The organism is Ectopseudomonas khazarica, assembly GCF_004521985.1.
Taxonomy (GTDB): domain Bacteria; phylum Pseudomonadota; class Gammaproteobacteria; order Pseudomonadales; family Pseudomonadaceae; genus Aquipseudomonas; species Aquipseudomonas khazarica.
The window spans coordinates 31,975-56,622 of record NZ_SBHZ01000010.1; the positions used below are offsets into that span (position 1 = coordinate 31,975).

Genomic DNA, 24,648 nt, shown 5'->3' on the forward strand with positions numbered 1-24,648 from the left:
GCGGCTAGTTTGAGCGCTCGCGCCTGAGCCTGACAACCCTGGAGCGTCCGGTTTGATCGTCTTCCGTTATCTATCCCGCGAAGTGCTGGTAACTCTCAGTGCGGTAAGTGCCGTACTGCTGGTGATCATCATGAGTGGTCGTTTCATCAAATATCTGGCCCAGGCAGCGCAGGGGGTTCTCGACCCCGGCGTGCTGTTCATGATCATGGGCTACCGGATACCTGGCTTCCTCCAGCTGATTCTGCCGCTGGGCCTGTTCCTCGGTTTTCTGCTGGCTTACGGTCGCCTGTACCTGGACAGCGAGATGACGGTGCTGTCCGCCACCGGTGTCAGCCAGCAGCGTCTGACGGCCTACAGCCTAGCGCCGGCCCTGATCGTCGCTCTGCTGGTGGGCTGGCTCAGCCTCGGCCTGGCGCCGCAAGGCGTTGCCGGCGTGGCGCGCATTCTCAACCAGCAGGACGCCCTGACCGAACTCGACACCCTGGTGCCGGGGCGCTTCCAGTCGATCCGCGACGGCTCGCGGGTGACCTATTCGCAGGAACTCTCCGCCGACCGCAGCGAGCTGCGTGGTGTGTTCATGTCGGAGAAGCGCTTCTCCACCGACGGCACCTCCGAGCGCGGCATCACCGTGCTGGTGGCCGAGAGCGGGCGCCAGGAAATCCAGGACGATGGCAGCCGCTACCTGATTCTGGAGAACGGCTACCGCTACGACGGCGAACCGGGTGAGGCCGACTACCGCGCCATCCAGTACGACACCTACGGCGTGCTGCTGCCCAAGCCCGAGGTCGCCATCGAGGCCAACGAGCGCGAGGCGATTCCGACCCGCGATCTGTTCGGCAGCGACGACCCGGTGCTGCAGGCCGAGCTGCAGTGGCGCCTGTCCCTGCCGCTGCTGGTGTTCGTGGTCACCCTGCTGGCCGTGCCGCTGTCGAAGGTCAACCCGCGCCAGGGGCGCTTCCTCAAGCTGCTGCCGGCGATCTTCCTCTATATGGCGTACCTGGGGCTGCTGATCGCCGCCCGTGGCGCGCTGGACAAGGGCCGCCTGCCAACGGGGCTCGGGCTGTGGTGGGTGCATGGCATCTTCCTGGCCATCGGTTTGTTGTTGCTGTACTGGGAGCGTCTGAGTCTGTGGTGGGCCAGCCGTCGTGCGGCGGTGTCGGAGGTGGCCCATGGCTAAGCTGGATCGTTACATCGGGGCGCAGGTATTCATCGCCATTCTCGCGGTGCTGGGCATCATTCTCGGCCTCGCGCTGCTGTTCGCCTTCATCGATGAGCTGGGTGACCTGAACAAGGGCGACTACGGTCTCGGCCAGGCTCTCTGGTACGTGCTGCTGACCGCGCCGCGCCGCGCCTACGAGATGCTGCCGATGGCGGCGCTGATCGGCTGTCTGATCGGCCTCGGCACGCTGGCCAGCAACAGCGAGCTGACCATCATGCGTGCCGCTGGCGTGTCCATCGGGCGCATCGTCTGGGCCGTGATGAAGCCCATGCTGGCACTGATGCTGGTCGGCATTCTGATCGGCGAGTACGTCGCGCCACTCACCGAGAACCAGGCCCAGGCCGATCGTGCCCTGGCCCAGGGCGGCGGCGCTGCGCAGAGTTCCAAGCGCGGCATGTGGCATCGCCAGGGGCAGGAGTACGTGCACATCAACGCCGTGCAGCCCAATGGCGTCCTGCTCGGGGTGACCCGTTATCGCTTCGATGACGAGCGCCGGTTGCTGTCGGCCAGCTTCGCCCGTCGTGCCGAGTATCGCGACAGCCACTGGATGCTGCGCAACGTGCAGACCACCCTGTTGCACGAGGACCGCTCCGAAGTGGTCAAGCAGGACCAGGAGCGCTGGGATATCGAGCTCAATCCGGAACTGCTGAACACCGTGGTGATGCAGCCCGAGTCGCTGTCGGTCACCGGCCTGTGGCAGTACATCCACTACCTGGCGGAGCAGGGCCTGAACAATGCGCGTTACTGGCTGGCCTTCTGGACCAAGCTGCTGCAGCCGCTGGTGACCGGGGCGCTGGTGCTGATGGCCATCTCGTTCATCTTCGGCCCGCTGCGTTCGGTGACCCTGGGGCAGCGCGTGTTCACCGGCGTGCTAGTGGGGTTCGTGTTCCGTATCGCCCAGGACCTGCTCGGCCCATCCAGCCTGGTGTTCGGCTTCTCGCCGTTGCTGGCGGTGCTGGTGCCTGCCGGTGTCTGTGCGCTGGCCGGCGTCTGGTTGTTGCGGCGCGCAGGCTGAGTCAGATCCACAAAAAAGCCGGTTCATTGAACCGGCTTTTTCATGTCTGCTGTTGGTTATTTCTTGTGGACGTTCTTGGGTAGCTGGACGACGCGGCTGCCCGAATAGATGTCGTGCCAGGTACGGCCCTGCTTGTCCCATAGCAGCCAGAGAAAGCCGAGCCCGGCGAACAGCCAGGAGCCGATCGCGACCACGAAGCGCAGCAGGGCCTGCCACAGGTCGATGGCACTGCCATCGGCATTCTGGATGCGCAGGCCCCAGGCCTGCATGCCCAGGGTCTGGCCATTGTGGGTCCAGAACTTGGCGAAGAAGGCGAACAGCGACAGCAGTGCCAGGCTGGCGAGCACCGGGTCATGGTCCAGCGCGCCGGCTTCGGCCATGGCTCTCAGCGTATCGCCGCCGTGGATCATGCGCAGGATGCCCTGCTGGTAGGCCAGGGTCACGACCATGACCAGGGCGACGCAAAGCAGGAAGTCGTAGAAGATGGCCGCCAGGCGACGAATCAGCCCGGCAGTGGGGAAGTCTCCCTGCGGGCGTAGCGTGTGTTTCGGCATGATGGGCTCGCTGTGACGAAAGTGCGCGCCATTCTAACCGCGAGCGGGCGGAGGGGATAAACAAGCGTCTCGCTGATCTGTTACCTGGCGCTGCAGGGCAAGGGGCCGAACGACAGGCATAAAAAACCCCTGATGAAGATCAGGGGTTTTTCAAAGCTGCGGCAATCAGCCCAGGATCTGAACCTGGTCGGCCTGCATGCCTTTTTGACCTTGCACAGCGACGAAGCTGACTTTCTGGCCTTCTTTCAGGCTCTTGAAGCCGTTGCCTTCGATCGCGCGGAAGTGCACGAACAGATCCGGACCGCTTTCAGGAGTGATAAAACCAAAACCTTTCTCGTCGTTAAACCACTTGACGGTACCGTTCTGACGATTCGACATGTCTTTTTCCTTGAAACTAGAGTTGATGACAGCCTCCGAGTATAGAGGGCTGAGACTGGTTGCAAGGAGTAATAGAAGTCGAGCGGGATGTAGCGGATCTAGATGATCTGCTGCACCAGAGTCACGATTCACAGCGACCCATGCAAACAGTTCGATCACTCTACGCTAACTTTTGCGCAATTGCCAACCCCTGCCAGGTACGTCGCCAGCCAGGTTTTACGGGGCCTGCCGAGGCGCTGGGAAAGTGCAGCGACAGCAGGATTGCAACAATTGCATGGATTGTTCGTGCAGAAATGAAAAAGCCCGCAAGACCAATGTCTTGCGGGCCATGTCGTGGTGCCCCGGGGGAGACTCTACCCGAAGCGGGCAGCATTGTGCACATAACGGCAGTTACGTGCAAGCAGCGGATTACCTCATTGTTACGGTTATGCCATCGGTGCAGCAGAGGGCAGAATACGGCTGTTGCGTGGTACTGTTTACGCCATTTTTACGCCAAGGGAGGCGGTAGGCGTGGCGTCATTCAGGAAGCGTAGTGGCGGCTGGCGGGCAGAGATTGCCAAGCGTGGCATCAGGGAGTCGCAGACCTTTCCCACCAAGGCTCAGGCACAGGCCTGGGCAACACAGCGCGAGGCCGAGATTCTAGCCGGCGTGCCGGGCCATGTCGCGGGCGTGGACTCGACTCTCTCAGATGCACTCATGCGTTACAAGCGCGAGGTGTCGCCGAGCAAGGCGGGGCAGCGCTGGGAAGAGATCCGCCTGGACAAGTTGAACAACGAGCTGCCTTTCGTGGGGCTGCGCATTGGTGAAGTGACGGTCGACCAGATTGCCGAATGGCGTGATGCCCGGTTGAAGTCGTTGAAGGCGCCGAGCGTACGACGTGAGATGACGCTGCTGTCATCCGTTTTCGAGATCGCCAAGCGCGAATGGCGTTGGTGTTCTGCCAACCCGGTGCGGGAAGTGAAGCGCCCAGGTAACGGACGTCCGCGCGATCGGCGGGTGCTGGCTGATGAGGAGCAGCGGCTGCTGGCCCGGTTCGGCTATATAGAAGGGCAGGCGCCGGTGACGCTGCTGCAGGAGTTGGCCTACGCCTTCCTGATCGCTTTGGAAACAGCCATGCGCCAGGGCGAGATACTGTCGCTCACCAAAAAGAACACTCACTTGGCGCGGCGGTATGTTCGGCTGGAGCTGACGAAGAACGGCGACAGTCGCGATGTACCGCTGAGCAAGCGGGCGGTCGATCTACTGGCGGTGCTTGTAGATGCTGCCGAGGGCGATGAGCTGTTCAAGATCAGCAGCGGGACGGCTGATGCGATGTTCCGGCGTATTCGGGATGAGCTGGGGATCGTCGATCTGCGCTTTCACGATACCCGGCATGAGGCGACTACCAGGCTCGCGAGAAAGCTCGATGTGCTCGACCTGGCCCGTATGACTGGCCACCGCGATCCGCGGTCATTGATGGTGTACTACAACGCCACGGCCACCGAAGTGGCCGGCCGGCTGGATTGATCAGGCAGCCTTGCGGCGCTGCCTGGGTGTGGGGAGCTTGCTGCGGTTCTGCCTGGCCCAGGTGATGACCTCGGCCGCGAACCACCGTTTCTCTGCCCGAGCCCCGGTCAGGCATGGCTGCAGCGGGCTGGGGAAGTCCGACCGTGTGACGACCCGGCGCTTGGTGGTATCGGCGGCCAGCTTCAAGTAGCTGGCGATGTCATCGGCTGTCCATAGCTCGTCAGCCTGGTTTACCCGGGGGCCGCTCAGTTGATCGACCAGCTGCTTGATGGCTACCAGCAGCTCGGTGGGTTGTGCATCTGTTTGAGGGGCCATTACCGCCTACCTCCCTTGTTGCGATTCTTGCGGGTGCCGCCGTGGGCGGTGGCTCGCCAGCTGACGAAGGTGGCCAGGTTGCCGGCCTCGTTGCCGAGGTCGTCGATGGTCTGATCCATGATCGCGTACAGCTCGTCGAGGTCGGCCTTCTGGATGATCTTGGTGCTTTCGATAAGCACGCGGCCGTCAGGCGTCTTGATCACATACTCGACCAGCCAGCGCATGGGCTTGCGTGGGATGGTGCCGGTGTGGCTCGCTCCACGACCCTCCGACATCTCGGTGCTGTGGAAGATGGTGCAGGTCATGCGTGCACCTCATTGTTGTTAACCGTGTATCGGCGGTCAGTGCGCAGGCCAGCAGCACCAATAGCAGGGTGAGACGAAGATACTTCTGCATGTACAACTCCGTTGAATGGGTTGCACAGAAAGGTATTCCCCTTTTTTTTGCAAAATAGGTCTATTGCGTACCCAAACAGGGCCAAACTGCCGATGGTCATGCCGCCACCTCGCTCTGCTGCTGGTCCACCAGGTTGGCACGCACCAGGGCGGCGGCGACTGGTGGGCAGACGCTGTTGCCGCACATTCGCACCTGGGCGTCCTTGGGCAGCTTGGGGTTGGTGAGGGTGCGGTTATGGATGTAGTCGGCCGGAAAGCCTTGGGCGGCGTAGAGTTCGTGGGGCTCGAGCATGCGCATGCCGATATCGACGATCTCGTACGGCTCGCCCTTGATCATAACCAGGCCGAGGTGATCCTTTGTGGTGATGGTGTGCACGGGCTCGCACAGGGTCTGTCCGGTGCCGTTCTCGTAGTACTTGATGAGGAAGGCGCGCACCTCACCCAAGTGGTTGCCGGATGCAGTGACGGTGTGGAGCGGCTCGGTCACAGGCTGGCCGTCGCGGCTGGTGCCACGCAGCTTGACCATGTGGCTGGTGACCAGGGCGTTATGGTCGCGGGTCGTCACCGTGGGGGCTGGGTCGGTCATCGCAGAGCCCGGGCCTTTGTAGTTTCCGCCGTAGTGCTTGGCCAGGAACGCTGCGACCAAGCCGATCGGCGCGGCGCCGCCTGGCTTCTTGATGTAGCTGTTGGCGGTCACGGTGGGCAGAGGTTCTTCGAGCGAGGTGCCGCGGTCGTTGGTGCGGAATTTGGTAATCACCGGGGCGATTAGCGCCTGCTGCGAGCCCTGTGCAGTCACCGTCCAGAGTGGCTGTTCGACGCTGGCTACGCGTGGCTGCTGACCAGCACGCTCGCCGTTACGGGTGTTGGCGATGAAGGGCGCCAGGGTCGGCACCACAAGCCCGGTCCCGCGCTTGCTGGTGATGGTCTGCAGCGGCTCGCCCAGCGGTTGGCCGCGGAAGTAGTCGTAACCGTGGTTGACCTTCACCAGGTAGGGCTCGGCATTGTCGATGACGTAGCGCTGTATCCCGCGGGCGATACGGCGCAGCGTGTTCTCGGCCAGCGGCCGGCGAACGCCCAGCGCCTTGCCTTCCTCGGGCGTGAGGAAGATCGACGGGCAGGGGAGTGACCAGTCGATGATGTCCGCCGCCAGGCGCTGGGGCTTGGCCTGTTTGGCCTTGACCTCAAGGCTACCGGCCGCCAGGTGTGTCGGCTCAGGCCATACGATGGGCATGCCGTCGCAACGCGCGATCAGGAACAGGCGCTTGCGGATGGTCGCGGCGCCGAACTGGTTGGCGCGCAGCTCGCGCCATTCCACCTGGTAGCCGTGGCGGCGCAGGGCGTTGACGAAGCTGTTGAAGGTGCGGCCCTTGTTCTTCGGGCAGGGGCGCCCCTCGGCGAGCGGGCCCCAGGTGACGAACTCCTCGACGTTCTCCAGCATGATGACGCGCGGGCGAACGGTGGCGGCGTAGCGGATGGCGACCCAGGCCAGGCCGCGGATCTCCTTCTTGACCGGCTTGCCGCCCTTGGCCTTGCTGAAGTGCTTGCAGTCCGGGCTGAACCAGGCGAGGTCGACCGGTCGGCCGCCGGTGATCTCGCGCGGGTCCACCTCCCATACGCTCTCGCAGTAATGCTTGGTGTGCGGGTGGTTGATCTCGTGCATCGCGATCGCTTCGGGATCATGGTTGATAGCGATATCGACCGGGCGACCCAGGGCCATTTCGATGCCGGTGGACGCGCCGCCGCCGCCGGCGAAGTTGTCAATGACCAAGCCACAGAAGTTGAAGCTGGGTTGTGGGTGGATGCGGTAGGTACTGGTCATGCTGCTCTCCCGTGGACGAGGCCATTTTGGAGAGGCAAGCTATGGCAATTAATCTGGATAGGGCGGCGAGCATGATTGGCAAGTTGGTACAAGTCGCAAGAAGGCTCACCGTTGCGTCCGGGGCGCTGATTGCAATTGCAGTAGTGTCTTGGGCTGCCGGCATAATCCTTCAGGAGCGCGGCTTGAAGGATCCGGCGGCCTGGGTTCAAGCTGTAGGCACTTTGATTGCGATAGCCGTCGCTATCGCGATTCCAGCGTGGCAGAAACAAACACAGGTTGAGGAAAAGCGAGACGAAGAGTTTGTACAGCGCAAGCTGACAATCGAGTGTGTTCGTTCGCTGGTAAATCACCAGCGTACCCTCTTGGGATCCATGCAAATAGCAGTTGCAGATCGCGAAACTGGCAAGCTCTCGGCATTCGAGTGGAAGCTCCTTGGTCATCGGTTGGCTGAAAACCGAAGAGAGATGGAGGATTTGAAGGTCGATGCTTTTGGCCCGCGGTTTGTACCGCATGTACTTGATGTAAAGGGCGTTGCAGCAATGATGTGTCTCATTGAATCGACTGAAAGCAATCATTACGAATGGCCGCAAGCGTGCGGGCGCCTGTTGACTGCCGTAGATCTCATGCAGGCCCGCTTCAACGAACTTGTTAGTATGGAAGAGGATCTCTTCGAAGCGTTTGGTAAGCCCTACGTGTGAGACATTCATTTCGCTTCCCTCGCACGGTGAGTGGTGGTGAGCAGACTCATCAGCCGCTGGAAGTAGCGGTCGCGGGCTTCCTCTGCACTCCATGGTTTGATGTGCCACGCGGGCAGCTCGATGCCCTGGATGCACTCCCAGGCGTCGGGGTGGGCGGGCATGAGGTCGCGGCGCTCGACGGCGAGCATGTACATGTCGGCCTCTTTCACCTGGGCGGGTAGCTCGGGCTCGAGGTCGAAGCGTTCGCAGATGGCGAGCCAGATGCGCTGCTCGACCTGGCCGTATACGTCATCGACTGCCATGTCCTGGGCGTACCCGCGCATGGCCAGCTTGAGCGGGCGCGTCATGTCGCCGATGTAGGCTTCGGTGGCGTCGTGGAGCAGGGCGTGCAACTGGTATTCAGGCTCGACCAGTTCGTGCACACGGTGGCAGTGCTCGGCAACGGAGTAGTGCTTGCTGGTGTGGCCGTTGAAGCGGCAGAGCCGGGCCAGGCTGAATGCGATGTCTGCCGGGTGGATCATGGCGACTGTGGGCTCGAGCAGCTCGAAGCGGATGCCTTGATTGGTGAGGATCCAAGTCATAGCGGATCCTCCATGTCGAGCAGTTGACCCGCTGTCACTAGTGCTCGGCCTGCCCGTGCTGCAGGAACCTGGCCGCCGGTGAGCGCCTGGCTCAGGCACTCGGTCACTTCGCGAAGGGCGTTCAGAAGCTGGGCTTCTCGCTCGCTGCTCTCCAGTGTTGCCGGCAAGAAGCCCGTCACCAGCTCGTGGTCGAATGGCACGGTGAAGCCGGCCGCGTTGCGGTGACCGCCGCCGCCGTACTGTTTGGCGATCTCGGATACGTCGAGGCCTTCGGGCTGGCTACGCAGTGAGAAGACGCGGCCCTTTGGGGTGTCGCTGTAGCAGGCGGCGAAGGGTTCGCCTTGGGCCAGGACGTGGCCGGCGGCGCTGGCCATGAAGTGGGGGCAGTTCAGGGCCGGTACATCGTGGCCGCCGATGGTGAGGCGGCGGGCGTTCGGTACCAAGTCGGCCACGTTCTTGTTGTGTGCTCTCAAGATGGAATGGCCATCGTCGCGAAGCTCTAAGGAGACCCGCTCCATAAGGCCGTCCCATATGTCGAAGTCCTGGCCGTAGCTGAACACCGCCGCCATGATTTCTTTGGTGCCGGGCAGGGCGAAGCGCCAGAGGTCGCGATCCTCGATGTGGTTGATCACGCGGGGACGTGGTGAAAACGGGTAGAAGTAGTCCCAGGCAAGCCCGGCGCCGCTGCGTTGCATGTCGAACACCGCCCCGAGGGGCTGCTGTGCGGCTAGCCAGTCGCTGTATTTGGCAGGGGCGGCCGGGATTTCGGCCAGGTCTTCGGCGGCGCTCTTGTGGTGGTCGATGATCAGGATCGAGCGGGCAGCCTGGGCGAGCTGGAGCAGCTGGTCGCGCTTGTAGGAGAAGTCCACGAGGATGATGTCGCGGCCTTCGACCTCAGGTGCGGGCTCGCCATATCTGCCGGGGTGGAAGTCGACGTTATCGGCGCCCAGCGCCTTGCGAACGACCCAGGCGGCGCCGAAGCCATCGGCGCAATTGGCGTGGTAGATGCACAGGGTCTTCATGCTGCGGCCTCCTGCTCGGCGACGCGCTGCATGGCTTCTTCGTAGGTCATCACGGCTTTGCCGCCGGCCCGGGCGCTCATGTCTTCGTTGGTCAGGTAGAGCGTGTCGTGCAGTTCAACAGGGCGCGGGTCTGCTTGAAGGTCGTCAACGATCTTGCTCAAGCCGAGGGCCTTGGCGATTCGGGCAGCATTGCGGGTTTTGCCGCACGCCTCGGGGCCGAACACGATCACGCTACGCACGTTGTCGGTTGGGGAGGCGGCATCGGACTCCTGCTGCTGCAGGCGTGATACTAAGGCCTGCAGCTGGGCGCGGGTGGCGTTGGTGTCTCGTTCGCGCTGGGAGTTGCCCAGGAACTTGTGGACTTCCCCGGCCTTCTCCAGCTGCTTGATGGCACGCCGTAACCACAGCAGCTCGTGGTCGCTCAGGCAGCGCTGGGCGAACAGCTTCACCCGGGCGTCAGCGTCCTGGCTGATCGCGTCAAGGCCATGCTTATGCTCACGCAGTAGATTCAGGCGCTGGCCCTTGAGGCTGGTAATTTCCAGCGCTTGCTCATTGATGGTTTCTTGAAGTCCATCAATCAGTGGCTGGCGGGCTTGGCTGCCGTCTGAATAACCTCTGGCGCGGATGCGCATTTTGGCGATGCGGAGAAAGACCGACGTAAAGACCAGGCCGATGCTGAGGCCTGCGATAAGGCTGATGATGATCAGGTGGGTAGTGGAGTGCATGTGCTGTGCCTCGAAGGTGGTAAGAGGCCGGCGTGGTAAGCGCCGGCCGGATGGTTTAGATGCTGGCGTCGTACAGGGGGATTTCGCCGATGGCGTCGTGGATTTGTTTGCGGACGGCGCTGTAGGCTTCCTCGAGCACCTTGTCCGGGCGCACGAGCTCGTACCACATGCTGAGGCGGCCCTCGGCGATGCGGTAACGGAAGCGAGCGCTGATCAGGAAGGCGTCGCCGCCCAGGAAGGGCTTGATGCCGATGTAGAACAGCTCAGGGATGTTGAGCTGGCCCGTTGCGCCGGCGCTGCCATCGATTTGTTCGTTGTAGGTGAGCTGCACCTGGCCATTGTCGAGGCGGGTGCCCTGGCGGAAGGTGATGTTCTTTTGCGCCTGAAGCGTGCGGCTGATTTCGAGCATGTCCGCGGCGCTCGGGGCGTTCTTATCGTCTTCGTTCTGAACGATGTCTTTCACGTTGTCTTCGATGAACTGAGCGAAGTCCGCCTGTGGGAGGCGCTTGCGATCCATCTCTTTCCAGTTACCCCATTCGACGGTGAGCGGGCACGAGTAGGTTGCGGTGTGATCACCCCAGGCTGCCGACTCGGGGGTGTGGTAGTCGAAGAGCGCCTTGAAGGTGCGGCCAGTTGGGCCATTGCAGAAGACTGCGGTAGCGGGGTTGGCGAAACGGGTCACGTAATCCACGAAGGACGGCACGTCCAGCAGGGTGAGGCGCTGACGGATACGGGTCGGGGCGGGCAGCAGCTTTTCCAAATCTTCGAGCGCTACATCGTCCGGGCGCAGTGCGAGTGGCTGGGGGATGCCCGCGACGTTGAACGGCTTGCCGAGGGTTTGAGCGAGTACGACCAAGTGCTTGAGTGCTTCTTGCATGAGTGTGCTCCTGTGAGCGGTTGGGGCTGGGGTTAGTCGGCGGCTTTGCGCAGAGGGGCCGGTGCTTCTTCTTCGACGGAGCGCAGCTCGAGGTTCTGCTGTCGCGGGTCGCGGCGGCTGATGTTCCCCTCGGGGGTGAGGAAGAACAGCGACGTGCCACGCGCCAGAACCGGCTCCTTGCTCTTCACGTCGGCCTTGATGGTCATCTGGCCGGCGCCTTCGGGCTTGTAGGTGAGCTTGATGGTCAGCTCGCCACCCTTGTTGGTCAGGCGAATGGCGTCGATCAGGGCGTGCTGGACGTCGGTCAGTTCGTCCAGCAGACCGCCGCCTTCCACGTCCCGCAGCGTGTCAATGAATGGGCGTTTACTCATGGTGCTGTGCCTCTTGGTGGTGGCCTTGGTGGGGCCGGTTATGCCGCCTGTTTGGCGGCTTGTTCTTGCTGGCGGTCGAGCCATTTGGCGAGGGTGGGCAGGTAGATGACCCAGGGCGACCGCTTGGAATTGGGGTCCAGCCTCCAGAGCTGCAGCTGGAGCCCACCGGCGGCGATCTTGCGGCGAAGGTATGCCACGCTTGTGATGTGCGGCAGGTGGTCGGCCAGCAGCTGCTCGGCGGTGATGTAGTTGGCCGAGTAGCGTTGGCGCAGCTGCTCGAGCGTGGTTTGCGGGGCCTCCGTCATGGCTTGGCCTGCGGCTCGAAGCGCGTGGCGACGAGCTGGACCAGCCCCTCGATGGATTTGGCGCGCTGGCGGTACACCGGCTCGCCACTGGCGTTGACGATCAGGGCGAGGTAGGGCGCCTGGGTTTTCGGCTCCAGCGACACATAGGGCAGGTGCCCGAGCGGCGTTACGCGCACCAGCTCGGCATACAGCCGGCCGAGCTCTTCGCGGTGCGGGTAGGCGGCGTTGAGGCGTTCGATGGCCTCGGTGCTGGTGTCGGCCAGGGTTTTGCCGCTGAGCGCAGTAGGGTGCTCAACGTGCACGCTGGCCAGCTTGAGGGCACCGATGGCGTGGCTGATTGGGCTGTTGCTCATGCTTGGCTCCCTGCCTGACGTGGCGGCATGTGGCGGATATGGATGCCCATCTGTTCAGCCAGCCAGGCGACGCCGTCTTCCGTGGTCATCACCACCGGGTAGTGCGAGATCTTGCCAATGCGTGGATTCCAGCGGCCGCGGGTTTCGACGAACAGCCGGCCCTCGACTCGCGGCGATGGGATCAGCTGGCTTTCGGCGTTCAGGATCTTCAGCTCGCGGAGTTTCGTGCGTAGCTTGCGGTCGCCCATGCCCAGCACGACTGCGGTGGCTTTCAGGTCGCGATTCATGGCGGTTACCTCAGGCAGCGAGCTGCTGGATGTGCTCGGCGAGCGAGAGGTACACGCCTTGCTCGCTTCCCCGTGCCAAGTGCGTTCTGTTGCCGTTTGCCGCCACAGCGGTACGGCGCGAGTCGTGTGGACTAGCGTGTACGGTGACGACTGTGCCGCTACTGAGCGTGGCGCTGCCGCCTTCGCGGCAAACCGTGCGCAGGGTGCGTTCGTCGTCGGTGCCCAGGGTGGCCGTAGGGCTGTGGGCGGACTCGCTTTCGGGCCGTGGAAGGCCCGTGTCGAGCCGGCCGTTGGCCAGATCCTCGATGAAGATCTTGGCCTGATTGAAGAAGCCGGCCTCGTGCGGGTCGAGGGTCAGTTCGCCAGTAATGTCCGCCAGGGTCGAGCGCAGGCGGATGCGATGCTCGGCGCATTCGGCGTCGATGTGCACGTGGATGGCCTGGCTGCAGTCGCCCGGGCGGGCCAGTTTGAGGATCACGCTGCCGCCATGAATGAGGGCAGCGCGCAGCAGGTCTTGCGAGGCGAGGGTGAGGATGAGGTACATCACGCCGCACCTCCCGGGAAGCCACTGAAGTCTTCGAAGGCGGGCAAGGTGGAGCTGCGCAGTTGAGGGCGGCCGCAGACGATCATCACCAGCTGGCCGGTAGCCTGTTGGATGCTGCGAACGATGGTGGGGTTAGATGCTGCTGCCGGGTGGATGACCACCGGGCAGCGGGTATTGCTGTGCTGTGCCTGATTCATTGCCGTAAACCCTTGGTAAGTGGGTACGGCAGAGATTATCCCTGTTGGGTATTGGAGTAAATACCTATCGGGTATTTTTTAGAGTTGATCAAATCTCCATGTCGCCTTGCCGACTATCGCCCAGGTATCGTCGATTTCCTGGATGCGCGGCTTGAAGTCCTCATTGAGGGCGAAGAGGAAGAGGCGACCGTCTTCTTCGATCAGCTTCTTGAATGTGCCGGCTGTGTGGTCGGCTTTCTTGGCGAACACAAAGTCACCTGGTTTCCACTCCAGAGACGGCTCGATGAGTACCTTGTCGCCGCTCCAGAACTTGGGCTGCATCGAGAAACCGTCAAGCTTCAGGATGAAAGCATTGGGAGTAGGGTTGCCTGGTGCGTCGAGCCATTCTTCGGCGGTACCGGGCTGGTAGAGATCGATAATTTCCATTGCTGCTCCCGCGGCTGTAACGCCGACAACCGGTAGCTTCCCTTTTGGAACGCCCATTGGCCATGCATCGGCCTTATAGCTGCCCCCCTCTCCAGCCAGCATCAGGGCTGTGGCTGGGATGTCGAGATCATAAGGACTCAGCCCGAGCGTCTGCTCGATCTGGCGAGCCATGTCGTCACCGATGCCCTTGTGCCGTGTAGGGCCCGCAAACTGGCCGACCTGACTGGTTTCTTTGTCGAGCTGCCGAGCCAGCTCGGCCACGGACAGCGGACGGCTTGCCATCTCGCGGCGCAAGTTGGCATGTCGAATCTCGGGGATGGAGGGTAGTTTTTTCATCCTTGAATTTTCGCTTATCTGTTACCTAGTGGGTAAGTGCCCATTGGCTATTGCAAAGCAATACCCGATGGGTAAGAATCTGCGCCAGAGGTGACCCATGAAACTCAGTGACTACATCCGTTCAATCGATAAACCCAAGGCGCCGGAGGGCAATCCGCTCTGCGATTACGCTCAGCGGTGCAACGTGACCATCGGATACATGAAGGTTCATGTGTTGTACGCCAGGAAGGAGCCGCGGTTTCGGCTACTGCTCGCCCTCGCCCATGAAAGCGATGGTGCTGTGAGCATTCCCGAGGTGCTTCAGCACTTCGGTGTGGCCGAGGAGCAGTTGCTCTACTCAGGCTCCCAAGCCGCTTGAATCAACCGCCACTACTTACCACCGCATTGCCGGGGTGGCGTTGCCGGCACCGTGGCCTTACCAGCGGAGCGGGGCCGGCAGTAACCAGAGCTACAAACCTGACGCCACGGCGGCAGGTGAAAGAAGTGCCGGTGTCAGGATCCCACTTACCAATGATCTCCTGACCCCGGCGGGTCGGTAGAGCGGTTACCAGCCGCTCTACCTCAACAACCGTTTCCCCTGAGGCACAGCACGTACATAAGGGGTTTCGGCTGCTGTGGCCATAGGATAGGGCGCTGCCCATCCTCTGGCTATGGTAGTTAGCGGGGTTTACTACCAATGAGCACCAGCACAGAGATTACGGGCGGGCCAGTGCGCTCGCTCGCGGCGGCGATCGATCTGGATTGCCGCAATTTTCACGGCGGCCACACGGCGGTGTGCGCCATCCTCGAGGAGCCTTATGGCCCTTTCCAGAAACGCCTCTCAAGTTCATACCCTGAGCACCACCTGAACACCCTGCAGCTGGCCCGTGTTGTCGAGCTGACGCGCGGGCCGATGGTGCGCGAATGGTTCGAGCAGGTGTTCGGCGTGGTGACCTACCAGCCCAAGCCGGTGCAGGCCAGCCAGGACGCGCTGAAGCAACTGAGCCGCCTGCTGGAGAAAGAGGGCAAGTTCGTCGGCAGCCTGGTGGGCGGTGCGGCGGACAACCAGTGGAACGCTGACGAAGTGGCCGCGCTTGAGGAGCACGGCTATGCGCTGATCGGCAAGCTGCTGGGCATCATGGCCGGCGCGCGTGAAGCGATGGAGGGCCGCCAGCATGGATGAGCACCTTTTTGAACTCGCGCAGAAGGCTGAGCAAGCGCGCCTGCAGCAAGCGATCGATAACCGCGTGCGGTATCAGGGTGAGAGTGCTGAGGACTGCGAGGGCTGCGGGGTTGAGATTCCGTTAGCACGACGCCTAGCGTTGCCTGGGTGCCAGACCTGCATTGATTGCCAGAGTCTGAGGGAGGTGCGCCGTGGGTGAACACCAGCTCAAGCCCTGCCACTGCTCGTATGAAGGCCCGTTGGCTGGCATCAACCACCAGGGCGTTTACTTCTCCCTGAGCTGTCCAGAATGCCGCCGCTCGGTTCAGGCATTCACCATGGAGGGCCTGATCGAGGCTTGGAATAAGCCAATGGAGTGTGAGAAGCAGGGGGCGCAGGGCGAATGACCAAGGCGTCAACCACTTCCCCGGCCCCCATCGCTGCCTGGGCGCGGCGTTATATCGAGAACTTCAAACTGGCCCTGGTACCGATACCCGAGGGCGAGAAGGGCCCGACTGGCAAGGGCTGGAACAAGCCCGGGGGCTATATCAATGACGCGGAGAAGGCCGAGGCGCACTGGACGAAGCACCCGAAACAGAACATGGGTGTGTTGCTCGGCGCGAGCGGCGTTTGCTCGCTGGACGTGGATCACGTTGAGTGGACGCGCCAGGTGCTGGGCGACTTGCTGGGCATGAGCCTGGACGACGTGGCTGCCGAGCACGCGACCAGCGTGGGCAACCCTGAGCGCTTTCGCATCATGTTCGCGGTGCCGGCCGGCTGCGAGTTCAGCCGGCACTCGCTGGTGTGGCCCAACCCTGACGACCCGGATGGCTCGAAGCACAAGCTGGCCATGAAGGCTGTGAAGCGTGCCCAGGAGATCGGCGACAAGGATCTCGAAGCCGAGATGCGGGCCAAGGCCAAGGCGCTGGCACCGGTGACGGTGTTCGAGCTGCGTGGCGGCGATGTGCAGGACGTGCTGCCGCCCTCGATACACCCGGATACCGGCCAGCCCTACACCTGGCGCACGGCGCCGAGCGGTGAGGCGTTCGGCGAGCTGCCGCGCGACCTGGTGAACATCTGGACCAACTGGGAGGTGTTCAAGCGCATGGCGTTGGACGCCTGCCCGTGGGCGCCCAAAGCGTCGGAGCCTGCTGCCAAGAGGGGCGCAGCGGTGAAGCCGGCGCCGGCCGGCACGAGCGGGAAGGGCGAGTCGGTGGTGGATGCCTATAACCGCGCCTATGACGCTGCGGGCCTGCTGCAGGCCGCCGGTTACATGAGGCGTGGCAAGAAGTGGCTCTACCCGGGAAGTTCGACTGGCCTGCCTGGTATCTCGATCAACGATGAAGGCCGGGTGTATTCGCACCACGGCGCCGACCCGTTGGCGAACGGCCACTGGAATGACCCGTTCGATGTGTTCTGCCTCCTCGAGCACGATGGCGACCAGAAAGCAGCGGTGAAGGCGGCGGCGAAGTTGCTCGGGCTGGATCACGCGAGCAAGCGCAAGCAGGTGGTGAAGCAGAACGGCCCGAAGGCGGATGCGCCGCCGGCGGGCGCCGCCCCTGAGCTGCCGCCGCAGGCTGATGACCTTCCCCCGGCCCCATCTGACGCAGAGGGCGACGGCGAGGCCGGCACCAGCAGCACCGGGGGTGCGGGGGGAGGCTTCTCATTGGCCTGGCTGCTGCGGCGTTACGCGCTGATCGAGGGCACCACCCATGTGTGGGATATCGATGCGGCGAAGAAGATCAAGAAGTCGGGCTTCATCGCGCATATCGGCAAAGAGTCGTTCAAGGAATGGGAGGCGGTCACCGACAAGCGCAAGAAGCGGGTCAGCGAGGAGTGGGTCAAGGATAACGAGCGTACCCAGGCGCTGGCGGGCAAGGCGCTGGGCGACTTCTCGATGCCGATGATGACGCGCTACGTGTACATCGACGGGACGAAGGACGCCTGGGACTATGCGAAGAAGCGGCGGATCGCCGAGGGCGCGGTGAAGATGGCCCTGGGTGACGCCTACAGCCTGTGGTTGAACAGCCCGGATCGGCGGGTGGTGGATATGAACCACATCGTGTTCGACCCGACGATGACGCATGACCCCGAGGTGTACATCAACACGTTCGAGGGCCTGCCGCTGCAGCCTGAGCGCAACGATGCGGCGTGCGAGAACCTGATCTGGCTGGTGTCGTTCCTGTGCAACCACGCTGAAGACGCGGCGCAGTGGCTGTCGCGCTTCCTGGCTTACCCGCTGCAGCACACAGGCGCCAAGCTGGATACGGCGGTGCTGATGCACTCGACGACCGAGGGCTCCGGCAAAAGCCTGTTGTTCTCGGTGGTGATGGGGCGCATCTACGGGCAGTACTCGGCGACGGTGGGGCAGACGCAGCTGGAAGGCTCGTTCAACGCCTGGCAGAGCGGAAAGATGTGGGCGGTGTTCGAGGAGGTTGTGAGCCGCGACCAGAAGTACAACCAGGTGGGGAAGATCAAGCAGCTGATCACCGGGCAGACGGTGCGTATCGAGTCCAAGTTCGTGAACGGCTGGGAAGAGGCCTCGCATATGAATGCGGTGTTCCTCTCGAACGAGATCGTGCCCTGGCCGATCAGCGATAGCGACCGGCGGTTTCTGGTGATGTGGCCCGAGGCGAAGCTGCCGGAGGAACGGCAAAAGGCGATCAAGCACGAGCTGGATAACGGCGGGGTCGAGGCGTTCTACGCCTGGCTGCTGGCCTACGACCTGGGCAACTTCGACAAGCAGACCAAGCCGCCCGTGACGCCGGCGCGTGACCGCCTGGTGGCGTTGAGCCGGGCGCCCTGGCAGACGTTCATGCACCTTTGGCGCCTCGGCGAGCTGGGCGCCAACCTGTGGGGCGCCTGCCTGAGCAGCGACCTGTATTCGCTGTTCCTCGAGTGGTGTCAGCGGGGCAAAGAGCACTCGATGAGCCAGACGAAGTTCTCGCTGTTCATCACGACGATGGACGTGGACAAGACGCGGGCCATCCCCTGGACGGATCGCAACACGCGGCGGTTCGCGGCGTTCTTCTTCCCGAAGGATGAGGAGTCCTTCCTACCACCATCCACTACGGCGGCCGTGCTGGGCAAGCATGTGGTCGAGTGGCGCGATCGCGCCCGCAAGGCCGGCTGGAACGTGGACAAGTGGGATCACGTGCAGCAGGTGGCAGCATGACTACGGCCAAAAGTGTGTTGGGTGTGTTGGGTGTGTGTTGGGTTGGTTTTGGCAACCCTACACACATTGCGCCCAGTAATTCCGGGCGTTGTAGCGGTGTGTGTTGGGTGTGTTGGGTTTACGCGCCCGCACGCGTGCGTATACGAAAAAAATCACGCTCTCTCTCATGGGGTAACTCTTCAAGCGGCTGCATTTTTTCTCCACGCGAGACCCTTAAAAACCCTACCAACCCAACACACCCAACACACATTGCTTTAAAGCATTGTTCTGAAAGGGTTTTAGGTGTGTCGGGTGTGTGTTGGGTTGAGCGATTTTGTGTTGGGTTTTGAGCGGGGGAATGGGCGATGAATGAGGTGATCGAGGCGCTGTTGGTGCGCTGGGGCGAGGAGCAAGGCAGCCCGGCACTGAATGTGAGCATCCGCTCGCCGCTGGGTAGCATGGACGAGGAGGGCGCCCGGGGTGTGGCGGGCTCTCGCTGCCTGCTGACCAGCGTGGAGTGCAATGCGGCCCTGTCGCCTGCATCGAGCCTTGTGGAGCAGGCGCTGATTGAGCTGGCGGGAGACGAGCCCGCCGGCCTTGGATCGTTGGGGCGCGTACTTCGCGGGCTCGCCGTCGTTCGATATGCGAGGCAGCCACGGTTGCAGGTGCGTGAACAATGCGCAGCCCTGGGCATATCCCAGCGCACCTATCGCAGCCGGGTGAGTGATCTGCATCTGGCCCTTGAAGACCAGCTGCCGCGATTGATGCGGCGGCGGGAGGTGGCCGAGGCGGCATTGCCAAGTTCGCAGGCAGCGAAGAGGCGGCTGGAGCACGCGCGCTTGGCGGCGAAGGCGCAAGCCCGTTCGAAGCGTGAGCGGGAGTCTGGACTACGGGCTTTTGCGCGGGCGGTGAAGCTGGCGGCGAAGGCGCAGGAATGACCGTTTGTCGGGGCATGTTGTCGTGAACCCGGCGCGAACCCGGCGTGAACCCTGCGCGAATCGTCACACCGAAAATTGGCCGTTGAGGGCTTGCATGTTCAAGGGGTAAAAGGTGCCCAGGCTTTATTGCGGTGCCCGCGATAAACACCCTGCACGGTGCTGTGCAACTCGACGGTCGCTCCCCCGCGCCGTCACCGCCCCCGAAAGGGGGCATCCATTCCGAAGCCCTGCCAACTTGGCGGGGCGTCGCATTTGCTGGCCAGTGGCCGCACTGAGCGTTTTGATGTAGATTTCCCTGCCTGTTAGGGAGAGCGCTTGTGACGGACCAACTAACGTTAGATTTGCCTGTAAATTTTTTCTTTGAAGCCGAGGAGCCGGTTCCGATCGATGAAATTGTTTCATCGTTACTTGGGCTGCAAAAACTTGCGTCCAAGGTCCCGGCCCTGATTGGAACGCTTTGCGAGGCAGATGGCGAGGTCGATTGGGAAGGGCTAAAAGTCTCTAAAATCCAGTCTGGCAGCTTGCTCGAAGTACTTGTGCTGACGCTGCTTTTTAGCTCAGTGGCCGACAAAGAAAAATGCATCAAATGGTTGAACGAGACCACGATGGGTAAATACGCGAAATTTGGTTTGGGCGGCTTGTTAGTTCTGCTTTTGGCAAGTGAGGCTGTCACGATGTACGACACCTTTGCGTCCAAAGTCGGTAACCAAACCGAAACCCCAAGCATTCAGGCCAATCACAACGTAATCATCAACATTGGCAGTGACGCCACTGGTGTAGCCCCTGATGAGCTAAAGGCCGCCGTAGACGCGGCGTTAACTGGTGATCGCAAAAAAGTGGTGCGCGCAGCTCTTGATTTTATCAGGCCAGCGTCGGGCGAGGGCCGTGGTGGGCTGCACGTTGGAGATCACGCTAGCGGAGTGCAGTTTTCTCACGAGGCTGCGACTGAGGCGCCGCCCACTCCTGACTTTCGGGCTAGAGACACTGAGGTGGCCTACACGGACACCCAGTTAGATATTCGTGCTCTGGATCGCGACAGTGCTGATAGAGGATGGAAAGGAACGCTTCCTAGAGCTACTGGTGAGAAGCGTTTGCCAATCGAGTTCGCCGAAGGCGTGGACATCAGTAAAGCAGTTTCCGAAGAGTCAGTCCGAGCAGATGTGATAGTTGTCATGGCAACAGATTTCAATCGCGGGATTCTGATCCCGAAAAAGATAACAGTCACAAAGATCTACTGATCATTAATCAACACGAGCCCAGCTATTTTGCTGGGCTTTTTCGTTTCTGGCCATTGGCCGCTTGGGAGTGTTCACGATGGCCGAGCCAACAGTCGCAGCGTTTGGTGTCGCCGGTGCGCTGGGTGCCGGGCTGTCGGGTTTCTTCGTGGGTGTCGATGGCAATGCGGCAACTGGGGCATTGTGCGGGGCGCTCGTGTTCGTGACGACTCGCCCTGATCTAGGGTTGCTCGAGCGAATCGTGTACTTCTTCGTCAGCTTAGTGATGGGCTATCTGTTCAGCCCGGCTCTGTCCGAGCTGGAGTTCCAGGGTATCCGGCCGTTCGCCTATTCGGGGCCGGCTGCATTTGCGGCGGCTGCACTAGTTGTGACCGTCACGTTAGTGGCGATCAAAAAGCGCGGGCCACCGCCGCCCGTAACGGGAGACGCTGATGGCTAGTTTGATCATGACCCAGGCCACGTTCTGGTTGTGCGTGGTGCTGTTCATCCGCCTGTTCACGTTCCAGCGTGGCACGCTGCGATTTCGCCGTTCGATGTCCTGCCTGGCCTACGTGACGATGGCGAGCGCTGGAGCTGCAGTGATCCACATCCTGCAAGGCGATCTGGTATTGCCGGGTCATGCATGGCCGCTGGTGGTGCTGCTCGCAGTCTTTACCGGGCTGGTAGTGCGGGCTCGGGGCAACCTGGCCGCGGTGCTACGGCCTGGGGCGTCGGGTTGGAATGGTCTGGAACGACGCCGCAGCAATGAGGGGTAGGATCACGGCCAGCGATCTCGACGATGCGTTGGACGCGCTTAAGCAGCTAGAGCCGAAGCTGGCGAACGCGGCCTTGGCTGACGCGCTGAATCACACCCTCAATCAGGCTGAGCCATTGGTACGTGCTGAGATGCGCGACGTGTTCGATCGCCCTACGCCGTTCACGCTGAACTCCATCCGCAAGATCAACGCCCGGCCCAACAATCTGGAAGCCGCGCTGTGGATCAAGGATGACAAGGACGGCGCGGCTACTGGCAAGCAGTTCGCCCCTGAAGACTGGGTGGCGCCGCAGGTGTTCGGTGGCGGTCGCCAGCAGCGTGCGTCCGAGACCTGGCTGCGTCAGGCTGGGATTCTGCCGGCTGGGCTGTTCGCCGTGCCTGGTGCGGGTGCTCGCCTCGATAAGTACGGCAACATGCAGCGCGGCCACATGATGCAGATCCTGTCCGGGCTGAAGGCGTTGAACCGATCCGGGTCGGATCACAGCGCGACGGCAAGCCGCCGGTCGTTGCGCAAGGGCCACGCCTTGGCGTTCTTCGTGATGAAGCGCGGCCGGACGCCCATCGGTATCGCCGAGCGGCGTGGCAAGTCGGTGAGCATGGTGATTGCCTTCGTACGACAACCGCAGTACCGCGAGCGCCTGGACTTCCATGGTGTGGTGCGGCGCGTTGCCGAGAACGATGCCCAGCTCGAAGCGAACATCGACAAGGCCATCGCCGATGCCCTGAGCGGTCGGCTGCCGACCAACTTCAGCCGTCGCCCAGGTGTCCGGCGGGCTGGGTAGCCTGCGGCGGCGAGCCAGCCGCGAAAGGGCCGGGGGCCCCTGGGGCGGCGGGGCTCGTAAGGGTAATTCGAGCCCCGCTCTCGCGTTAGTGGGAGGCCGTGAGAGTTAGTTAACAGGAGTTAATTCGGTTAATTCCTTGGGTAATTCTGGTTAACAGGTGAATTCATGTCGGTCATGTCTAAGGCTGAGTTCGCGGATAGTCGCGGCTGGTCTCGGCCGTATGTATCCAAGCTGGTCAGCCAGGGGCGCTTGGTACTGACCGATGACGGCAAGAAGATCGATGTCGAGGCCAGCCTCGCGCTGTTGGGTGAGACAGCCGACCCAAGCAAGGCCGGCGTAGCGGAGCGGCACCAGCGCGACCGAGCTGAAAAGGGCGTGCATGCGCTCGTTTCGCCGTTGGCCCCGCCTTCGACCGCGCCAGGCGCTGGCGGTGGCGACAGCTACCAGAAGGCGAGGGCGCACCGCGAGACCTACCTGGCTCTGCTCGCCGAGGACGAATTCCTCAAGGGCCGCGGCGAGCTGGTCGAACGCAAGGCGGTCGACACCGCCGCTTTCAACACCGCGCGTACGGTGCGCGACCTGTTCCTGGGGCTGCCGCCCAAGATTGCCGGCGAGCTGATCGCGATCACCGACACCTGGGAGATGGAACGAAAGCTTACCGAGCTGTTTCGCGGCGTCCTTGAGGATGCCGCCAGCCTGGTGCAGCTGGACACCGAGATCGAGCAGGGGACAAAGGAGCCGAACTAGCCATGCAACACCCGTATGCCGACGGTGCCGCCACGTACCGTGCGGCATACCTGCGGGGCCTGCACTTGGACCCCGAACTGTGGATCGACCAGTGGGCCGACCACTACCAGCGGATCCCCAAGGACACCGGCGCCGCCGAGCCCGGCAAGTACCACACCGACCGCACGCCCTTCGCGCGCGAGCCGATGCGCTGCCTGTCACCGCTGCACCCCTGCAAGCGCGTGGTGACCATGGTCGCCTCGCAGATGATGAAGACGCAGATCGCGCTCAATTGGATCGGCGGCAACATCCACATGGCGCCGGCCAACATCCTGGCGCTGCTGCCGAGTGAGAAGCTCGCCCGTCGGGTCTCCAGCCGGATCGACAAGACGATCAAGGCGGTGCCGGAGTTGAAAGATCGCGTGGCCAAGCCACGCTCCCGAGACGCTCGCAACACCCTGGACACCAAGGAATTCGAAGGCGGCACGCTGTACTGCACCACGGCAGGATCGGCCGCCAACCTGGCAGAGCTGGCCGCGCGCTACATCTACGGCGATGAGATCGACCGTTGGGATGTGGACGTCGACAGTGAAGGCGACCCAATTGAGCTGGCTGAAGCGCGCGGCACCACGTTTGGCCGTAAGGCGAAGTTCTACTTCTCCAGCTCGCCGACGATCAAGGGCGCCTCGCGCATTGACGATCTGTACGAGCAGAGCGACAAGCGCCGCTATTTCGTGCCGTGCCCGCACTGCGGGCATCACCAGGTGCTGGAGTGGGCAAACCTCAAATACACCGACGACTACAAGCGCGTCGACTATCTCTGCAGCAACACCGAGTGCGGTGCGCTGATCGAGGAGCACCACAAGACCGCCATGCTACTGGCCGGCGAGTGGAGAGCAACGGCCAAGGGGGACGGCGAAACGGTGGGTTTCCACCTCAATGCGCTCTATTCCCCCTTGGGCTGGCTCTCCTGGCAGGGCCTGGCCAAGCAGTATGACAAGGCCAAAGTCGCGGCCGACCGCGGCGACAACGAGCCCATGCAGGTGTTCTACAACACCCGCCTGGCGTTGGTTTGGGACGCCGCCCAGGAGATGACCAAGGCCAGCGAGCTGAAAGCCCGCGCCGAGGACTATCGCCTTGGTACGGTGCCGCTTGGTGCGCTGATCCTCACTGCCGCTGTCGACGTGCAGCACAACCGGCTCGAATTGCTGGTGATCGGCTGGGGTGAGGGGTTGGAGCGCTGGGTGGTGGACTACGTTGTTGTACCGGGTGACCCGGCGCTGCAGCGCACTTGGCTAGATCTGGACGAGCAATTGAAACGCCGGTACCGGCACGTCTCTGGCGTCGAGCTGGCCATCTGCGCCACGGCGGTCGACTCCGGTGGTCACCACACCGATGAGGTCTACCAGTTCACCCGGTTACGCCGCTGGCGGAAAGTGTTCGCGGTGAAGGGGGCAAGCAAGCCCGGCCGGCCCGTGCTGGCTCAGCGGCCCTCGAAAGTCGATGTGACGTACAACGGCCAAACCGAGAAACAGGGCGCCGAGCTCTGGATCATCGGCACCGACACGGCGAAGGACTGGATCTACAACCGTTACCCGTTCGCCGACGGCCCAGGTGCATTGCACTTCTCGACAGACCTGCCGGCCGAGTTCTACGACCAGGCCGTGGCAGAGCGAAAGATCACCGTCTACGTGAAGGGCTACAAGCGCACCGTCTGGGTGAAAGGCAAGGCCGAGCGCAACGAAGTGCTCGACCTACTTGTTTACAACCAGGCAGCTGCCCAGTTCCTGGGGCTGCACCGGTACCACTTGGGCGAGTGGAGCAAGCTTCGCGCCGCGGTTAGCCAGGGCAGCCTCTTCGCGCAGCCTGCTGCCAGCAGCAACGTTGCTGCCCTGCAGGAAGAGGCCGTAAAGGCAGCCAGCCCACCACCTTCGAAGCCTGCACCACAACCCACTGCGCGCCGGGTATCCCGCAGCGCATACCTGAAACGATGAC

Annotated in this window: 32 protein-coding genes; 16 read left to right on the forward strand and 16 right to left on the reverse strand. The window is 62.5% G+C overall.

Annotation, left to right across the window (positions count from 1 at the left end; all coding sequences use genetic code 11):
* Positions 1-52: 52 nt before the first annotated feature.
* Complete coding sequence (gene lptF / locus EPK82_RS14240; protein ID WP_037049636.1) at positions 53-1,177, forward strand: LPS export ABC transporter permease LptF; 1,125 nt, start codon at positions 53-55, stop codon at positions 1,175-1,177.
* On the forward strand, positions 1,170-2,234 hold the full coding sequence (lptG, locus tag EPK82_RS14245) for an LPS export ABC transporter permease LptG (RefSeq protein WP_134676976.1): 1,065 nt from the start codon (positions 1,170-1,172) through the stop codon (positions 2,232-2,234). Before lptF ends, lptG begins: the two co-directional genes overlap by 8 nt.
* Before the next feature lie 56 nt (positions 2,235-2,290).
* Here lptG and EPK82_RS14250 read toward each other — a convergent pair whose 3' ends face one another.
* Together EPK82_RS14250 and EPK82_RS14255 are read right to left on the reverse strand one after the other, a co-directional pair.
* Entirely contained in the window at positions 2,291-2,788 is a 498-nt protein-coding gene (locus tag EPK82_RS14250) for an RDD family protein (protein WP_037049632.1), read from the reverse strand.
* A 165-nt stretch (positions 2,789-2,953) separates the two neighbouring features.
* Positions 2,954-3,166, reverse strand: a complete 213-nt coding sequence (locus EPK82_RS14255; protein WP_003298189.1) for a cold-shock protein — start codon at positions 3,164-3,166, stop codon at positions 2,954-2,956.
* Positions 3,167-3,676: 510 nt separating this feature from the next.
* Here EPK82_RS14255 and EPK82_RS14260 point away from each other — a divergent pair.
* Entirely contained in the window at positions 3,677-4,672 is a 996-nt protein-coding gene (locus EPK82_RS14260; protein ID WP_134676977.1) for a site-specific integrase, read from the forward strand.
* Here EPK82_RS14260 and EPK82_RS14265 read toward each other — a convergent pair whose 3' ends face one another.
* From EPK82_RS14265 to EPK82_RS14275, 3 genes are all read right to left on the reverse strand, one after another.
* The gene (locus EPK82_RS14265) at positions 4,673-4,987 is read right to left on the reverse strand and encodes a hypothetical protein (RefSeq protein ID WP_134676978.1); all 315 of its coding nucleotides are present in this window, start codon (positions 4,985-4,987) and stop codon (positions 4,673-4,675) included.
* A complete protein-coding gene (locus EPK82_RS14270) occupies positions 4,987-5,292 on the reverse strand; it encodes a hypothetical protein (protein ID WP_134676979.1) in 306 nt (101 codons plus the stop codon). Before EPK82_RS14270 ends, EPK82_RS14265 begins: the two co-directional genes overlap by 1 nt.
* A 187-nt stretch (positions 5,293-5,479) precedes the next feature.
* Complete coding sequence (locus EPK82_RS14275) at positions 5,480-7,201, reverse strand: DNA cytosine methyltransferase (protein WP_134676980.1); 1,722 nt, start codon at positions 7,199-7,201, stop codon at positions 5,480-5,482.
* A 41-nt stretch (positions 7,202-7,242) separates the two neighbouring features.
* Here EPK82_RS14275 and EPK82_RS14280 point away from each other — a divergent pair, with 41 nt between their 5' ends.
* The gene (locus tag EPK82_RS14280) at positions 7,243-7,899 is read left to right on the forward strand and encodes a hypothetical protein (RefSeq protein WP_134676981.1); all 657 of its coding nucleotides are present in this window, start codon (positions 7,243-7,245) and stop codon (positions 7,897-7,899) included.
* Between the two features lie 5 nt (positions 7,900-7,904).
* Here the strand turns inward: EPK82_RS14280 and EPK82_RS14285 are convergent, their stop codons facing one another.
* The 11 genes from EPK82_RS14285 to EPK82_RS14335 all read right to left on the reverse strand — a co-directional run bounded on the left by EPK82_RS14285 (position 7,905) and on the right by EPK82_RS14335 (position 13,923).
* Positions 7,905-8,480 (reverse strand): phosphohydrolase, encoded by a 576-nt coding sequence (locus tag EPK82_RS14285; RefSeq protein ID WP_134676982.1) that lies wholly within the window; start codon positions 8,478-8,480, stop codon positions 7,905-7,907.
* Entirely contained in the window at positions 8,477-9,502 is a 1,026-nt protein-coding gene (locus tag EPK82_RS14290) for a DHHA1 domain-containing protein (protein WP_167494357.1), read from the reverse strand. The genes EPK82_RS14285 and EPK82_RS14290 overlap by 4 nt, the downstream gene beginning before the upstream one ends.
* A complete protein-coding gene (locus EPK82_RS14295) occupies positions 9,499-10,227 on the reverse strand; it encodes a hypothetical protein (protein WP_134676983.1) in 729 nt (242 codons plus the stop codon). The genes EPK82_RS14290 and EPK82_RS14295 overlap by 4 nt, the downstream gene beginning before the upstream one ends.
* A gap of 55 nt (positions 10,228-10,282) precedes the next feature.
* Entirely contained in the window at positions 10,283-11,104 is an 822-nt protein-coding gene (locus EPK82_RS14300) for a YfdQ family protein (RefSeq protein WP_134676984.1), read from the reverse strand.
* Between the two features lie 32 nt (positions 11,105-11,136).
* A complete protein-coding gene (locus tag EPK82_RS14305) occupies positions 11,137-11,475 on the reverse strand; it encodes a hypothetical protein (protein ID WP_134676985.1) in 339 nt (112 codons plus the stop codon).
* Between the two features lie 38 nt (positions 11,476-11,513).
* Positions 11,514-11,780: a pyocin activator PrtN family protein gene (locus tag EPK82_RS14310; protein WP_134676986.1), complete on the reverse strand. Its 267-nt coding sequence runs from the start codon at positions 11,778-11,780 to the stop codon at positions 11,514-11,516.
* Entirely contained in the window at positions 11,777-12,133 is a 357-nt protein-coding gene (locus EPK82_RS14315) for a hypothetical protein (protein WP_134676987.1), read from the reverse strand. The genes EPK82_RS14310 and EPK82_RS14315 overlap by 4 nt, the downstream gene beginning before the upstream one ends.
* On the reverse strand, positions 12,130-12,420 hold the full coding sequence (locus tag EPK82_RS14320; protein ID WP_134676988.1) for a hypothetical protein: 291 nt from the start codon (positions 12,418-12,420) through the stop codon (positions 12,130-12,132). Before EPK82_RS14320 ends, EPK82_RS14315 begins: the two co-directional genes overlap by 4 nt.
* A 10-nt stretch (positions 12,421-12,430) precedes the next feature.
* Positions 12,431-12,964 (reverse strand): hypothetical protein, encoded by a 534-nt coding sequence (locus EPK82_RS14325; RefSeq protein ID WP_134676989.1) that lies wholly within the window; start codon positions 12,962-12,964, stop codon positions 12,431-12,433.
* The gene (locus EPK82_RS14330) at positions 12,964-13,161 is read right to left on the reverse strand and encodes a hypothetical protein (RefSeq protein ID WP_134676990.1); all 198 of its coding nucleotides are present in this window, start codon (positions 13,159-13,161) and stop codon (positions 12,964-12,966) included. The genes EPK82_RS14325 and EPK82_RS14330 overlap by 1 nt, the downstream gene beginning before the upstream one ends.
* Before the next feature lie 78 nt (positions 13,162-13,239).
* Positions 13,240-13,923 (reverse strand): LexA family protein, encoded by a 684-nt coding sequence (locus EPK82_RS14335; RefSeq protein WP_134676991.1) that lies wholly within the window; start codon positions 13,921-13,923, stop codon positions 13,240-13,242.
* Between the two features lie 97 nt (positions 13,924-14,020).
* On the opposite strand from EPK82_RS14335, the gene EPK82_RS14340 reads away from it, so the two are divergent.
* The 12 genes from EPK82_RS14340 (at position 14,021) to EPK82_RS14395 (ending at position 24,647) form a co-directional block, all read left to right on the forward strand.
* Complete coding sequence (locus EPK82_RS14340) at positions 14,021-14,281, forward strand: hypothetical protein (RefSeq protein WP_134676992.1); 261 nt, start codon at positions 14,021-14,023, stop codon at positions 14,279-14,281.
* 318 nt (positions 14,282-14,599) lie between these two features.
* The gene (locus tag EPK82_RS14345) at positions 14,600-15,085 is read left to right on the forward strand and encodes a phage regulatory CII family protein (RefSeq protein ID WP_134676993.1); all 486 of its coding nucleotides are present in this window, start codon (positions 14,600-14,602) and stop codon (positions 15,083-15,085) included.
* Entirely contained in the window at positions 15,078-15,284 is a 207-nt protein-coding gene (locus EPK82_RS14350) for a TraR/DksA C4-type zinc finger protein (protein ID WP_134676994.1), read from the forward strand. The genes EPK82_RS14345 and EPK82_RS14350 overlap by 8 nt, the downstream gene beginning before the upstream one ends.
* A complete protein-coding gene (locus tag EPK82_RS14355) occupies positions 15,277-15,471 on the forward strand; it encodes a hypothetical protein (protein ID WP_134676995.1) in 195 nt (64 codons plus the stop codon). The genes EPK82_RS14350 and EPK82_RS14355 overlap by 8 nt, the downstream gene beginning before the upstream one ends.
* A complete protein-coding gene (locus EPK82_RS14360; RefSeq protein WP_134676996.1) occupies positions 15,468-18,239 on the forward strand; it encodes a bifunctional DNA primase/polymerase in 2,772 nt (923 codons plus the stop codon). Before EPK82_RS14355 ends, EPK82_RS14360 begins: the two co-directional genes overlap by 4 nt.
* 344 nt (positions 18,240-18,583) lie before the next feature.
* Entirely contained in the window at positions 18,584-19,156 is a 573-nt protein-coding gene (locus EPK82_RS14365; RefSeq protein WP_134676997.1) for a hypothetical protein, read from the forward strand.
* 317 nt (positions 19,157-19,473) lie between these two features.
* The gene (locus EPK82_RS14370) at positions 19,474-20,394 is read left to right on the forward strand and encodes a hypothetical protein (protein WP_134676998.1); all 921 of its coding nucleotides are present in this window, start codon (positions 19,474-19,476) and stop codon (positions 20,392-20,394) included.
* Positions 20,395-20,470: 76 nt separating this feature from the next.
* Positions 20,471-20,830: a putative holin gene (locus EPK82_RS14375; RefSeq protein ID WP_134676999.1), complete on the forward strand. Its 360-nt coding sequence runs from the start codon at positions 20,471-20,473 to the stop codon at positions 20,828-20,830.
* Positions 20,823-21,146, forward strand: coding sequence for a phage holin family protein (locus tag EPK82_RS14380; protein ID WP_134677000.1), 324 nt, complete (start codon positions 20,823-20,825; stop codon positions 21,144-21,146). The genes EPK82_RS14375 and EPK82_RS14380 overlap by 8 nt, the downstream gene beginning before the upstream one ends.
* Complete coding sequence (locus tag EPK82_RS14385; protein ID WP_341870009.1) at positions 21,112-21,927, forward strand: hypothetical protein; 816 nt, start codon at positions 21,112-21,114, stop codon at positions 21,925-21,927. Before EPK82_RS14380 ends, EPK82_RS14385 begins: the two co-directional genes overlap by 35 nt.
* A 165-nt stretch (positions 21,928-22,092) precedes the next feature.
* Positions 22,093-22,674 carry a terminase small subunit gene (locus EPK82_RS14390; protein WP_134677001.1) on the forward strand — a complete coding sequence of 194 codons (582 nt, stop codon included), beginning with the start codon at positions 22,093-22,095 and terminating at the stop codon, positions 22,672-22,674.
* 2 nt (positions 22,675-22,676) lie between these two features.
* On the forward strand, positions 22,677-24,647 hold the full coding sequence (locus EPK82_RS14395; RefSeq protein WP_134677002.1) for a phage terminase large subunit family protein: 1,971 nt from the start codon (positions 22,677-22,679) through the stop codon (positions 24,645-24,647).
* Position 24,648 lies beyond the last annotated feature (1 nt).

Bases quoted from the DNA above. Each gene is read 5' to 3' on its own strand.
- lptG (WP_134676976.1), top strand. From the start codon at position 1,170: ATGGCTAAGCTGGATCGTTACATCGGGGCGCAGGTATTCATCGCCATT.
- EPK82_RS14250 (WP_037049632.1), bottom strand. From the start codon at position 2,788: ATGCCGAAACACACGCTACGCCCGCAGGGAGACTTCCCCACTGCCGGG.
- EPK82_RS14255 (WP_003298189.1), bottom strand. From the start codon at position 3,166: ATGTCGAATCGTCAGAACGGTACCGTCAAGTGGTTTAACGACGAGAAA.
- EPK82_RS14265 (WP_134676978.1), bottom strand. From the start codon at position 4,987: ATGGCCCCTCAAACAGATGCACAACCCACCGAGCTGCTGGTAGCCATC.
- EPK82_RS14270 (WP_134676979.1), bottom strand. From the start codon at position 5,292: ATGACCTGCACCATCTTCCACAGCACCGAGATGTCGGAGGGTCGTGGA.
- EPK82_RS14275 (WP_134676980.1), bottom strand. From the start codon at position 7,201: ATGACCAGTACCTACCGCATCCACCCACAACCCAGCTTCAACTTCTGT.
- EPK82_RS14280 (WP_134676981.1), top strand. From the start codon at position 7,243: ATGGCAATTAATCTGGATAGGGCGGCGAGCATGATTGGCAAGTTGGTA.
- EPK82_RS14285 (WP_134676982.1), bottom strand. From the start codon at position 8,480: ATGACTTGGATCCTCACCAATCAAGGCATCCGCTTCGAGCTGCTCGAG.
- EPK82_RS14290 (WP_167494357.1), bottom strand. From the start codon at position 9,502: ATGAAGACCCTGTGCATCTACCACGCCAATTGCGCCGATGGCTTCGGC.
- EPK82_RS14295 (WP_134676983.1), bottom strand. From the start codon at position 10,227: ATGCACTCCACTACCCACCTGATCATCATCAGCCTTATCGCAGGCCTC.
- EPK82_RS14300 (WP_134676984.1), bottom strand. From the start codon at position 11,104: ATGCAAGAAGCACTCAAGCACTTGGTCGTACTCGCTCAAACCCTCGGC.
- EPK82_RS14305 (WP_134676985.1), bottom strand. From the start codon at position 11,475: ATGAGTAAACGCCCATTCATTGACACGCTGCGGGACGTGGAAGGCGGC.
- EPK82_RS14310 (WP_134676986.1), bottom strand. From the start codon at position 11,780: ATGACGGAGGCCCCGCAAACCACGCTCGAGCAGCTGCGCCAACGCTAC.
- EPK82_RS14315 (WP_134676987.1), bottom strand. From the start codon at position 12,133: ATGAGCAACAGCCCAATCAGCCACGCCATCGGTGCCCTCAAGCTGGCC.
- EPK82_RS14320 (WP_134676988.1), bottom strand. From the start codon at position 12,420: ATGAATCGCGACCTGAAAGCCACCGCAGTCGTGCTGGGCATGGGCGAC.
- EPK82_RS14325 (WP_134676989.1), bottom strand. From the start codon at position 12,964: ATGTACCTCATCCTCACCCTCGCCTCGCAAGACCTGCTGCGCGCTGCC.
- EPK82_RS14330 (WP_134676990.1), bottom strand. From the start codon at position 13,161: ATGAATCAGGCACAGCACAGCAATACCCGCTGCCCGGTGGTCATCCAC.
- EPK82_RS14335 (WP_134676991.1), bottom strand. From the start codon at position 13,923: ATGAAAAAACTACCCTCCATCCCCGAGATTCGACATGCCAACTTGCGC.
- EPK82_RS14340 (WP_134676992.1), top strand. From the start codon at position 14,021: ATGAAACTCAGTGACTACATCCGTTCAATCGATAAACCCAAGGCGCCG.
- EPK82_RS14345 (WP_134676993.1), top strand. From the start codon at position 14,600: ATGAGCACCAGCACAGAGATTACGGGCGGGCCAGTGCGCTCGCTCGCG.
- EPK82_RS14350 (WP_134676994.1), top strand. From the start codon at position 15,078: ATGGATGAGCACCTTTTTGAACTCGCGCAGAAGGCTGAGCAAGCGCGC.
- EPK82_RS14360 (WP_134676996.1), top strand. From the start codon at position 15,468: ATGACCAAGGCGTCAACCACTTCCCCGGCCCCCATCGCTGCCTGGGCG.
- EPK82_RS14365 (WP_134676997.1), top strand. From the start codon at position 18,584: ATGAATGAGGTGATCGAGGCGCTGTTGGTGCGCTGGGGCGAGGAGCAA.
- EPK82_RS14375 (WP_134676999.1), top strand. From the start codon at position 20,471: ATGGCCGAGCCAACAGTCGCAGCGTTTGGTGTCGCCGGTGCGCTGGGT.
- EPK82_RS14380 (WP_134677000.1), top strand. From the start codon at position 20,823: ATGGCTAGTTTGATCATGACCCAGGCCACGTTCTGGTTGTGCGTGGTG.
- EPK82_RS14385 (WP_341870009.1), top strand. From the start codon at position 21,112: ATGGTCTGGAACGACGCCGCAGCAATGAGGGGTAGGATCACGGCCAGC.
- EPK82_RS14390 (WP_134677001.1), top strand. From the start codon at position 22,093: ATGTCGGTCATGTCTAAGGCTGAGTTCGCGGATAGTCGCGGCTGGTCT.
- EPK82_RS14395 (WP_134677002.1), top strand. From the start codon at position 22,677: ATGCAACACCCGTATGCCGACGGTGCCGCCACGTACCGTGCGGCATAC.